This is a genomic window from Ruegeria sp. BC8, from assembly GCF_056535705.1.
Genome location: NZ_JBQFIV010000001.1, coordinates 1,835,189 through 1,847,078, shown reverse-complemented (window position 1 = coordinate 1,847,078; position 11,890 = coordinate 1,835,189). Strand labels below are relative to the sequence as shown.

Below are 11,890 nucleotides of genomic sequence, written 5' to 3'. Positions count from 1 at the left end.
AAGTTTGTTAACCGATTGGTCGACAATTACGGTGTTTTCCCGCACGTCATCGGCAGAAAATTGCCGAAAGCGGCGCGATTCCGTCAGCGTTTCGCGTCTCCCGGGGGCGGCAGATCCTCGGTCAAAGGCCAGTAGAAATCGGGCGGCAGGCCGGCTTCGGCCCGCTTTTCCTCGTTGAAGGGCGGCTTGAGCGCGCCATGAAAATAGCGCCGGACCAGTTGGTGGAACACGTCCTTGGGGTCGGCATTCTCGCGGCCGCACAGAAAGTGGAACCATTTCGAGCCATAGGCTACATGCCCGACTTCTTCGGCATAGATCACTTCAAGCGCGGCCACGGCCTGATCGGCCTTGGCCTTGCGGAAGATGTCGATCATGCCCGGTGTCACGTCGAGGCCGCGCGCCTCGAGCACCATCGGCACCACCGCCAGCCGGCCCATCAGGTCTTCGGCGGTGTCCTCGGCCGCACGCCACATCCCGGCATGGGCCGGGAGGTCGCCGTAGTGGCTGCCCATCGCTTCCAGGCAGTCGCAGATCATTTCGAAATGGCGCGATTCCTCCTCGGCGCATTTTACCCAGTCGTCGTAGAAACCGACCGGCATCGGCACATGCCCGAACCGGGCGATGATGTCCCAGTGCAGGTCCACGGCATTCAACTCGATATGGGCCACAGCGTGCAGCAGCGCGATGCGTCCAGCCTCCGAGCCGGGGCGACGGCGCGGCACGTCGCGCGGCGACAGCAGCTCGGGCTTGTCAGGACGCGACGGATGCAACGGTGGCGTAGCTGTCCCGACATCGATCGCGGGGGCGTCGCTGTTGCGCGCCGCAAACCATTCGGCGGCATAGCGTTTGGAAAGGGCGGTCTTGGACCGCCCATCCGCAGTGGTCAGAACCTCGGTTGCCATCTGGGTCAGGGTTTTGGCCACGGTAATCCTCGGGTTGGATGAAAACTGCCGCCTCTTAGACCGGATGGCCCGCAGCGTCAAAGCGCGCGTACGGCCTCCAGCACCTCATCCACATGGCCGGGAACTTTGACCTTGCGCCAGACGCGGGCGATCTTTCCGTCGGCGTCGATCAGGAAGGTCGAGCGCTCGATCCCCATCGACTTTTTGCCATACATGTTTTTTTCGACCCAGACGCCGTAATCCTCGCACACGGTCGAACCTTCGTCGGACAGCAGCGGAGTGGTCAGCCTGTGCTTGGCGACGAACTTGTCGTGCTTGGCGACGCTGTCGCGAGAGATGCCGAAAACCTGTGCGCCGGCGTCGGCAAAGGATTGAAGCTGCTCCGAGAAACCGATGGATTCCTTGGTGCAGCCCGGCGTATCATCGCGGGGATAAAAGAACAGAACAACGGGACGACCGCGCAGGTCCGACAGGGTAACCGTGCCGCCGCCATCGCGGGGCAAGGTGAAATCGGGGGCGATGTCTGCAACGTCAGGCATTTTGAACTCCGGTCAGGATTTGTAGGTGATGCCGCGTATCATAGGGCGGCTCGGGCAGGTTGAAAGACGTGGACGGCAAATTGGCGCAAGACGAACAGGACCAGGCAGAGAAGGGCGGGAAGCCGCCGCGCCGCCGATCCCGTCGGCGGACAGCCGGGCTGTGGGCCTTGCGCGGGGTGTTCCTGCTGGTGTTTCTGGCCGTCCTGTCCGGGGTCATGGTGTTCGGCCATCGGATCCATGCGCCGGAATGGCTGCGCGACCGGGTCGAAACGCGGCTGGAAAACGCCCTGGGCGGTTTGCAGATCCGGTTCGGCGATGTCAGCTTTATCATCAATCAGGAATGGCGCCCGCGTCTGCGGCTCAGCGATGTTTCGATCAGCGACGCCGAGGGGCGCCAGATCGCTCAGGTCTCAAGCATGCAGGCCAGCCTGGCGATGCGCCCACTGCTGCGCGGCCATGTCCGGCCCAAACGGATCACCCTCAACGGCGCGCAGATCGCATTGACCCGAGCCGAGGACGGATCGCTCTCGCTGACCGTCGGTTCCGGCAGCGCGCCCGTGCAGAATGCGCCGACCTTGGCCGAATTGATCGAACAGTCCGATCAGGTGTTCCTGTCACCGGTCCTGTCGTCTCTGACCTCGGTCGAGCTTGACGCCATTACGCTGGATTACCGCGACTTGCGCCTTGGGCGGTCCTGGGTTCTGGACGGCGGGCATATTCTGGCGACGCGGAGCGAAGGCGCCCTGCGCCTGGCGACCGGGTTTTCGGTGCTGGCGGGCCGTGACTATGTCAGCATGATCGAAGCGAACTACACCAGCACGCTCGGCTCACCCGAGGCGCAGTTCGGGATTTCGATCACCGATCTTCCGGCGACCGACGTGGCGGCGCAAACCCCGGCACTGGCCTGGTTGCAGGTATTGGACACGCCGATCTCGGGCGCATTGCGCGGCAGTATCGACGGGGCCGGCGCGCTCGGGCCGGTATTTGCAACCTTGAACCTTGGGGCCGGGGCCGTTCAGCCCAACCCCGAGACCCGACCGGTTCCGTTCGACTCGGCCCGCACGTATTTCACCTATGACCCGGCGCAGCAGGTTCTGGATTTCAACGAGGTTTCCGTGGTGTCGGGCTGGGGCAGCGTACAGGGCGAGGGCAAAGCCTATCTGAAGGGTGTAGAGGCCGGCGCGCTGGAAAGCATGGCGGTGCAGTTCCGTCTGAACGGTATCCGGGTGAACCCAGCCGACCTGTTCGTTGATGCGCTAGAGGTCAAGCAGGCCGATCTGGACTTTCAAGTGCGCCTGAACCCCTTCCGGCTGCAGCTGGGGCAGGTCGTGGTCGAGGATGGCGAAGACCTATTGCGCGCCTCGGGCGAGCTTGTGGGCCTGCCGGAGGGGTGGAGCGTGGATCTGAACGCGCGGCTGGGGCACATGGCTTCGGACAAGCTGCTGCATTACTGGCCGCCCCGATTGGCTCCGAAGCCGCGCAAATGGGTTACCGAGAACCTGTACGAAGGCAATCTGTCGGACATGGACTTCGTTCTGAGGCTGCGGCCCGGAGACCCCAAGCCCGAACTGTATCTTGATTTCGATTTCGATGATGCGCTGGTTCGGTTTGCCAAGACCTTGCCGCCGATCCAAGGCGGGCGTGGGCAGGCCACGCTGATTGGCCGTCGGTTCACGGTGACCGCCCGCAAGGGCGTGGTGATCGCCGATGACGGTGGCGCGGTTGATGCCTCTGGGACGTCGTTCATCATCCCGGATACAGACATCAAAAAGAATACACCGGGCATTGTGCGTGTTCAGGCCAGTGGCAGTGTGACCTCGGCCTTGTCGTTGCTTGACCGGGCGCCGCTGCAATTGCTGACCAAGGCAAATCTTCCGGTTGATCTGGCTTCGGGCAGCGTGCGACTGGGCGGCACTCTGTCTCTGCCCTTGATCAAGGGATTGAAATTCGAGGACACGCAATTTCACTTTCTGGGAGAATTGATTGATCTGGATACGGAAAAACTGGTTCCGGGCTTCCGCATCAGCGCCGCCAAACTGCGCCTGAGCGGGGATCAGACCCAGGTGGCCATAGACGGAGACGGTCTGTTCGGTGAGGTGCCGATACAGGCGACTTGGCGACAACCGATCGGCGGCAAGACAGCACAACGCAGCACACTCAGTGGGCAGATCGAACTGTCCCCGCGGTTGATGGATGAACTGAAGGCCGGATTGCCGTCCGGTATGCTGACCGGGCAAGGCGTGGCTGAGATCAGTCTTGGAATTGGAGGGGGAGAGCCGACAAAGCTGACCGCGACCTCTGATCTGGTCGGCGTCGGAATGGCAATTCCCGAACTGGGGTGGCAAAAATCCGCAGCCACTGCCGGGACGTTGGCCACCGAGGCGACGCTGGGCGATCAACTGCGAGTGGACAGCCTGCGGATTGATGCCGCCGGATTGCGCGCGGTGGCCTCGATCTCGATCGCAAATGGCGCTTTGGATCGGGTTCAGTTCAGTTCTTTTGAACTGGGCGATTGGTTGGCTGTTCCGGCCGAGTTGATCGGCCGTGGTGCCGCGGCGCCGGATATCCGCGTTTTGGGCGGCGTTCTCAACCTGGGCAAAGCGACGTTCGGCAGCGGCAGCGGCGGCGGCGCGTCATCGGGTCGAGGTCCGAACCTTGACGTGGCGCTGGACCGGCTGCAGGTGACCGAGGAAGTGGCCCTGACCGGTTTGAAGGGCAATTTCGAAACGACCGGAGGGTTGAAGGGTGGATTTTCCGCTCAGGTCAACGGAGGCGCCCCGGTCCAGGGGCAGGTTGTGCCCAGCGGATCGCGCAATGCGGTCAGCCTGCAATCCGTGGACGCCGGTGCGGTACTGCGGTCTGCCGGTTTGTTGACCCAGGCCAGAGGAGGAAAGCTGCAACTCCGGTTGAATCCGGTGGCTGGCCCGGGCAACTACGATCTGACCCTGAAAATCACGGACACGCGGATCCAGGATGCTCCGGCCATGGCGGCGTTGCTGAATGCCATCAGTCTGGTCGGTCTACTGACCGAGATGGCCGGGCAGGGGATCTACTTCTCATCAATCGACAGCGAGATGCGGATCACGCCGACCGAGGTCAAGATTCTCAGCGGCAGTGCGGTTGGACCGTCGATGGGGCTGTCCTTCGACGGGACGGTGGATACCGAACGAAAGTTCCTGAACCTGCGCGGCGCGATCTCTCCGATCTATATGGTGAACGCGATTGGCAGCGTCCTGACCAAGAAGGGCGAGGGCGTATTCGCGTTCAACTATACGCTGGTGGGCCCGATCTCGGCCCCGCAAGTGTCCGTGAACCCGCTGTCCGGTCTGGCGCCACTGTTTCTGCGCAACTTGCTACGAGAACCTGCCCCAACCGTTTCCGACGGCCCCAACGCAACGCCTGTCGCACCGGACGGACCCAGCCCGTCGGTGGGAAGCCGGGGCGAGGACCGCTGACGCAGAGTGTGGCCGAATCTGTTCGGGCGATGTATGGCGCGGCCATGAAGCTGAGTGATTTCGATTTCTACCTGCCTGATGACCTGATTGCCACGCGGCCCGCCAGCCCGCGGTCTTCGGCGCGCCTGCTGGTGGCACAGGGTGACGCGATCTCGGATGATCGGGTGTTCAACCTGCCCGACTGGCTTCGCCCCGGTGATCGGCTGGTGCTGAACGACACGCGCGTCATCCCGGCCCGGCTGAGCGGCCGGCGTCACCGTGACAGCGCCCAGGGTCCGGTCTCGGCCGCGATCGAGGCCACCTTGCTGGAGCCCCGCGCCGACGGCACCTGGGGCGCATTGCTGAAACCGCTCAAGAAGCTCCGGGTGGGCGAAGAGATCGTGTTCTCCGACGACCTCAGCGCGGTTCTGGAAGGGGTTGCCGACGGCCAGGCCCATCTGCGCTTCAATCTGAAGGGCGATGATTTCGACCGGGCGCTCGAGCAGGCCGGAGCAATGCCTTTGCCCCCCTACATCGCGGCCAAGCGTCCGGCGGACGAGCGTGACAAGACCGATTACCAGACCGTTTGGGCGCGGCAGGCCGGGGCCGTGGCGGCACCGACCGCCTCTCTGCACTTTGACGAGCCATTGTTGCAGGCCCTTGCGGATCGAGGTGTCGAGTTCACCCATGTTACCCTGCACGTCGGGGCCGGAACGTTCCTGCCGGTCAAGGTCGAGGATGTGACGACCCACAAGATGCACGCCGAATGGGGACAGGTCAGCCCGCAGGCCGCAGCCGAGATTCAGGCGACCAAAGCCTCGGGTGGTCGCGTCATCCCGGTCGGCACCACCGCCTTGCGACTGATCGAAAGTGCCGCGCGCGATGGATCGATCCAGCCTTGGGAGGGGGAGACCGACATCTTCATCTACCCCGGCTTCCAGTTTCAGGTCATCGACGCGCTGATGACCAATTTCCATCTGCCGAAATCGACGCTTCTGATGCTGGTTTCGGCGCTGATGGGAAGGGACAGGATGTTGAGGGTCTATGATCATGCGATCAAAAGTGGCTATCGCTTCTTTTCCTATGGTGACGCGTCGCTTTTGATCCCTTAGAGGGCGGGATCGCGGGATCGAATCTGGTGAATGTCGTAGACAAGCGCGACCGGGACATCGTTTGATCCTTTAACGAAAGCCATTGTTCAGCGGATTTGGAGTGCAAACATGCTTCAGGTACTTGCCAGCGCGTGGGCGCTTCTACTCGGAATGGGTCTGCTGATGATCGGCAACGGCCTGCAGGGCACCTTGTTGGGTGTCCGGGGCGAGATCGAAGGGTTTTCGACCCTGCAGATGTCATTTGTCATGTCCGCGTATTTCGTCGGCTTTCTGGGCGGATCCCGACTTGCACCCGAGATGATACGGCGGGTCGGGCACGTGCGGGTCTTCGCGGCGCTGGCGTCCTTCATCTCTGCCGTGATGATCAGCTATCCGATGCTGACCGATCCGATCGCGTGGTCGCTGGGCCGTGTGGTGATCGGGTTCTGCTTTTCCGGCGTTTACGTGACCGCCGAAAGCTGGCTGAACAACGCCGCGAGCAACGAAAACCGTGGCCAGGCTTTGTCGCTTTACATGATCGTCCAGATGATCGGCATTGTCAGCGCTCAGGCACTGATGCTTGCGGGTGACCCGGCCGGGTACGAAACCTTTGTGATTGCCTCGATCCTGGTTTCCGTTTCCTTTGCACCGATCCTGTTGTCGATTTCTCCGACCCCGGCGTTTGATACGACCAAGCCGATGACGCTCAGGCAGTTGATGGACACGTCGCCCTTGGGCTGTGTCGGCATGTTCCTGTTGGGTGGCATCTTCTCGGCTCAGTTCGGCATGGCCGCGGTTTATGGCGCGCGGGCAGGGCTGACGCTGGTCGAGATTTCAACCTTCGTGGCGTCATTCTACATTGGCGCTTTGGTTCTGCAGTACCCGTTGGGCTGGTTTTCGGACCGTATGGACCGGCGCCTGTTGATCCTGCTGGTGTCGGTCGTGGGCGGCATCAGTGCGGCGGTGGGCATGGTTTTCGGGGTCGACTTCCCGGTTTTGCTGGCTGCGGCCTTTGTCATCGGCGGCATGTCCAATCCGCTGTATTCCCTGCTGATCGCCTACACCAACGACTACCTCGAGCACGAAGATATGGCGGCCGCGTCCGGCGGGCTGATTTTCATCAACGGGCTCGGCGCAATTGCCGGCCCGCTGATCACCGGTTGGCTGATGGGGGATGCCGTGTTCGGGCCGTCTGGCTTCTTCCTGTTCATTGCCGCACTACTGTTTGCCATGGCGGTCTATGCGGTCTACCGGATGACCCAGCGGGCCTCGGTGCCCGTGGACGAGACCGGCACCATGTCGCCGCTGTACCCCACGGCATCGCCGGTCGCACTGGAAGTTGCGCAAGAAGTCGCGATCGAAGCGGCGCAGGACGAAGAGGAAGAGCACCAACCTGCCTGACCGCCGGATTTGTGTCGTCAATGTTGCAATATGTTACTGTAACAGGTCTGTAAAACCGACTTATATGACGTTACGTCCCTCGGGGGGGAACAGACGGAGTCAAGGGCAATGGTTGGTCCTGAAGAAGTACTGAGTTTCTGGTTGGATGAAGTAGGCCCCGAGGGGTGGTACCGCGAAGATGAAGCGCTGGATGCGCGGATACGGGACCGCTTCCTTGAGACATGGCAAGCCGCGTGCGAGGGTAAGTTCTCTCTGTGGTTGACATATCCCAGCGGATCGCTGGCCTACATCATCCTCATGGACCAGTTTCCGCGCAACATGTTCCGAGGCAGCGGCAAAGCCTTCTCATCCGACAAGGCGGCACTGGCAGCAGCGAAATGTGCCGTCGACAAGGAATGGGATCTGAAGATCGACGAGCCAGCCCGACAGTTCTTCTACCTGCCGATGATGCACTCAGAGAACCTGTGCGATCAGGAGCGCTGTGTGCGCCTGATGTGCCAGCGCATGCCGGAACATGGTGCAAGCAATCTGCTGCATGCCCGCGCCCATCGTGAGGTGATCCGCAAGTTTGGGCGTTTCCCATACCGCAACGCGGCGCTTGCCCGTGAGACCACGGCACCCGAAGCCGCATATGTCAGCGGCGGCGGATACGGCACAACGGTGCGTGAGTTGCAGGCGGCGGGTTAAGCCGCCTCTCCACATCCGCGCAATTCGATCAGCCTGGCCGTTGTGGCATCGACGGCCGTGGTGATTGCGTAATCAATCAGTAGCTGAGGGTTTTCGACCAGTTCGTTGAGGCGGGCCTGCGTGGTTTCCAGCTTGGCCTGGACCTCGTCCAATCGCACCAGCGCCTGCTGAAGCTTCTGCTTCAACTCCGGCTCATCATCTCCCAGGATGCGAATACCGGACAGATCAGCGCGCAGACTTGCAAGATCCTCTCGGACGCCCTGCGCCTGTTCACGCAGCGGCTGAACGATTTGCAGGCTTTCTCTGAAGTTGTCCTGAATATTCTCGACGCTTCGCGCCAGCTTCCAACCAAGGAACAGACACAGAGCCACAAGGATCAGTGTGGCGTTCAAAAGGGCAAGCAACAAATCTTTGAGAGTCTTGGCCATGATTGGTTTCCCTAAAATCTGCAGATCCGAAATTCGAACATGGTTGCAGGTCTTTTCTAGCCTTCAAGGGACGCGGGGTATAGGCTGAATACCGCGCGCTCTTGTTTTGATGACCCTGCGTCACATATGTCGCGGGGCAGCATATTGATGCGTTCAAAAATATAGTTTAACGGTAAACTAGTTTTCAATCGACCTGCGCCGAGAGGTAAACATGGCTGCACAATCCTTTGATCTGATCGTAATCGGTGCGGGCCCCGGCGGCTATGTGGCTGCCATTCGTGCGGCCCAACTGGGCCTCAAGACCGCCGTGGTCGAGCGCGAGCATCTGGGCGGCATCTGCCTGAACTGGGGCTGCATCCCGACCAAGGCCTTGCTGCGGTCGGCCGAAGTGTTCCACCTGATGGAGCGCGCAAAGGACTTCGGTCTGAGTGCCGACAAGATCGGTTACGATCTGGACGCGGTCGTCAAACGCTCGCGCGGGGTTGCCAAGCAACTGACCAGCGGCGTCGGTCATCTGCTGAAGAAGAACAAAGTCACCGTTGTGATGGGCGAGGCGACAATCCCGTCGAAAGGCAAGGTGACGGTCAAGACCGACAAGGGCACCGAGGATCTGACGGCGAAGAACATCATCTTGGCCACCGGTGCCCGTGCGCGCGAGTTGCCGGGCCTGGAAGCAGATGGCGATCTGGTCTGGACCTACAAACATGCGCTGCAACCGGCCCGGATGCCGAAAAAGCTGCTTGTTATCGGATCCGGAGCGATCGGGATCGAGTTTGCCAGCTTCTACAATACGTTGGGTGCAGACACGACCGTGGTCGAAGTGATGGATCGGGTCTTGCCGGTCGAAGATGCCGAGATCAGCGCGTTCGCCAAGAAATCGTTTGTCAAACAGGGCATGAAGATCATGGAGAAATCCATGGTCAAGCAGCTGGATCGCGGCAAAGGCAAGGTGACGGCTCATATCGAAACCGGCGGCAAGGTCGAAAAGCACGATTTCGATACTGTCATCTCTGCCGTTGGGATCGTCGGAAATGTCGAGAACCTCGGGCTTGAGGCGCTGGGCGTCAAAATTGACCGCACCCATGTGGTGACGGATGCATACTGCCGGACCGGGGTCGATGGCCTCTATGCAATCGGCGACATCGCCGGGGCGCCTTGGCTTGCGCACAAGGCCAGCCACGAAGGCGTGATGGTCGCAGAACTCATCGCTGGCAAACATGCCCATCCCGTGAAACCGGAGAGCATCGCTGGATGTACCTATTGTCATCCCCAGGTCGCGTCGGTTGGCTATACCGAGGCCAAGGCCAAGGAGGTTGGCTTTGATGTCAAGGTGGGCCGCTTCCCGTTCATCGGCAATGGCAAGGCAATTGCATTGGGCGAGCCGGAAGGCATGATAAAAACCGTATTCGACGCGAAAACCGGCGAGTTGCTGGGCGCCCATATGGTTGGTGCGGAAGTGACCGAACTGATTCAGGGCTATGTCGTCGGTCGCCAGTTGGAGACTACCGAAGAAGACCTGATGAATACAGTCTTCCCGCACCCGACCTTGTCGGAAATGATGCATGAATCGGTTTTGGACGCCTACGGGCGCGTGATCCACATGTAAAACGGTCTGTCCGCGGGCTGCGGCTTATGGGGGCGGTGCCCCCGGCCGCGTTGCCCGCGACACCCCCGGGATACTGCCGGCCAGATGAAGTTCGCATCCGCGCTTCACCCGGCTCGGAGTATCCCGGAGCGCAAGGCAGCGCCTTGCGATATTCGCGGCTATCGGCTCAGAGCGTCCAGAATTCGGGCCCACGAGCGGATCCCTTTGTGAAAGCTCTTCACGTCGTATTTTTCATTGGGCGAATGGATTGCGTCATCGTCGTTGGCATAGCCGACCAACATTGAATCCAGACCCAGGACCGTATTGAAATACCCCACCACCGGGATCGATCCTCCCATGCCGGTGAAAACGGCTTCGCGCCCCCATTCGTCGGACAGTGCGGCGCGTGCCGCTTCGAATTCCGGGCGATCCAGGTTCATCACGGATGCGGGGGAGCCTTCGAGATCATTGTCCCAGACGACTTTGGCGTCAGCAGAGAGCCGGTCTTCAACATGCTTCCGGATCTTGTCGCGCAGTTTGTCCGGGTCCATTTCACCGACCAGGCGACAGGTGATCTTGCAATGTGCCTGGCTGGGGATCACCGTTTTCGAACCGGCGCCGTTGTAGCCGCCCCACAATCCGTTGATCTCCAGCGTCGGGCGCGCCCACTGCTGTTCCAGGGTCGAGTACCCTTTCTCACCATGCGGTCGCGTGTAGCCCACCGAGTTGAGGTATTCGGCCTCGTCGAAACCACAGTTCTCCCACTGGCGCAGCTGCTCGGCGGAGACTTCGTGGACCCCTTCGTAGAAACCTTCCACAGCGACCCGTCCGGTTTCCTCATCGTAGAACGAGGCAACGATCCGCGAGATTTCCCGCAGCGGGTTCAAGCCGGGGCCGCCGTAGTGGCCGGAATGCAGGTCGATGCGCGGACCGATGATGGTGAATTCGTCCTTGAGCATGCCGCGCAGTTGCGATGCGATCGAGGGCACACCGCGTGAGACCATCGAGGTGTCGCAGACCAGCGCCAGATCGGCCTTCAACTCTTCCTTGTTGGCCTCGAGAAATGGGACCAGCGAAGGTGAACCGGATTCCTCTTCGCCTTCGAAGAAAAATGTGATGCGGCAAGGCAGCTTGCCGTTGACCGCCTTCCAGGCGCGGCAAGCTTCGACAAATGTCATCAACTGGCCCTTGTCATCCGAAGAGCCCCGTCCGCGGATGACCTGACCGTATTCTGTCTCTTCCAGCGCCGGGTCGAACGGGTCACGGTTCCACAGGTCCAAGGGATCAACGGGCTGCACATCATAATGGCCGTAGAACAACACGTGCGGGGCGTCCGCGTCGTCGCCGACATGGCCCACGACCATCGGGTGGCCCGGGGTCGGGTGCTTTTTCGCATCGATCCCGATGCTTCTTAGGTCGTCGACCAACCAGTCGGCTGCCTTGTCCACGTCTTTCTTGAAGGCCGGATCGGTGGAAATCGACGGGATTCGCAGAAACTCCATCAGCCGCTCGATGGAGGCTGAGAGGTCAGAGTCGATTTTGCTCAGAGTGGCGTCAAGCGACATGGGTGTACTCCTGAATGGATGAGTTATTGCGGCGGACCCTAACAGCGCTGGCAGCGCCGTCCAGCCCGTAGCGGCGGGAAAACGCGCGTCTGATCGGAAACATTCTGCGCGAAACGGCACGTAACCTGCGTCGTTTCCTCGCGCCTTATGGTCTCAACTTTACTTGTCGCTGCGGGTTCAAGGCGATAATTGATGCAAATCAAAGTTGCGACCCCTGTCTGGGCGTTAGGCAGGAAACCTGAAAATAGGCGCGGATGC

9 protein-coding genes are annotated in these 11,890 nt (G+C 60.9%); 5 read left to right on the top strand and 4 right to left on the bottom strand.

All coding sequences use genetic code 11. The annotated features are described in order from the left end of the window. Positions 1-83 precede the first annotated feature (83 nt). Entirely contained in the window at positions 84-902 is an 819-nt protein-coding gene (locus ACR3EK_RS09335; RefSeq protein WP_480634014.1) for a ferritin-like domain-containing protein, read from the bottom strand. A gap of 77 nt (positions 903-979) precedes the next feature. After that, positions 980-1,441 carry a peroxiredoxin gene (locus tag ACR3EK_RS09330; protein ID WP_170402474.1) on the bottom strand — a complete coding sequence of 154 codons (462 nt, stop codon included), beginning with the start codon at positions 1,439-1,441 and terminating at the stop codon, positions 980-982. Between the two features lie 68 nt (positions 1,442-1,509). Between ACR3EK_RS09330 and ACR3EK_RS09325 the strand changes: the two genes are divergently transcribed. The 4 genes from ACR3EK_RS09325 to ACR3EK_RS09310 all read left to right on the top strand — a co-directional run bounded on the left by ACR3EK_RS09325 (position 1,510) and on the right by ACR3EK_RS09310 (position 8,054). Further along, positions 1,510-4,896 (top strand): YhdP family protein, encoded by a 3,387-nt coding sequence (locus ACR3EK_RS09325; protein WP_480633228.1) that lies wholly within the window; start codon positions 1,510-1,512, stop codon positions 4,894-4,896. A gap of 44 nt (positions 4,897-4,940) precedes the next feature. Next, positions 4,941-5,987, top strand: coding sequence for a tRNA preQ1(34) S-adenosylmethionine ribosyltransferase-isomerase QueA (queA, locus tag ACR3EK_RS09320; protein ID WP_480634013.1), 1,047 nt, complete (start codon positions 4,941-4,943; stop codon positions 5,985-5,987). Between the two features lie 108 nt (positions 5,988-6,095). After that, on the top strand, positions 6,096-7,367 hold the full coding sequence (locus ACR3EK_RS09315; RefSeq protein WP_170338636.1) for an MFS transporter: 1,272 nt from the start codon (positions 6,096-6,098) through the stop codon (positions 7,365-7,367). 108 nt (positions 7,368-7,475) lie between these two features. Beyond that, the gene (locus ACR3EK_RS09310) at positions 7,476-8,054 is read left to right on the top strand and encodes a DUF924 family protein (protein ID WP_170523326.1); all 579 of its coding nucleotides are present in this window, start codon (positions 7,476-7,478) and stop codon (positions 8,052-8,054) included. Here the strand turns inward: ACR3EK_RS09310 and ACR3EK_RS09305 are convergent. After that, positions 8,051-8,482: a hypothetical protein gene (locus tag ACR3EK_RS09305; protein WP_170338134.1), complete on the bottom strand. Its 432-nt coding sequence runs from the start codon at positions 8,480-8,482 to the stop codon at positions 8,051-8,053. The genes ACR3EK_RS09310 and ACR3EK_RS09305 overlap by 4 nt on opposite strands. Before the next feature lie 211 nt (positions 8,483-8,693). Between ACR3EK_RS09305 and lpdA the strand changes: the two genes are divergently transcribed. Further along, positions 8,694-10,088 carry a dihydrolipoyl dehydrogenase gene (lpdA, locus tag ACR3EK_RS09300; RefSeq protein ID WP_480633227.1) on the top strand — a complete coding sequence of 465 codons (1,395 nt, stop codon included), beginning with the start codon at positions 8,694-8,696 and terminating at the stop codon, positions 10,086-10,088. 158 nt (positions 10,089-10,246) lie between these two features. On the opposite strand, the gene ACR3EK_RS09295 is transcribed toward lpdA, so the two are convergent. Beyond that, positions 10,247-11,632, bottom strand: a complete 1,386-nt coding sequence (locus ACR3EK_RS09295) for a dipeptidase (RefSeq protein ID WP_480633226.1) — start codon at positions 11,630-11,632, stop codon at positions 10,247-10,249. Positions 11,633-11,890 lie beyond the last annotated feature (258 nt).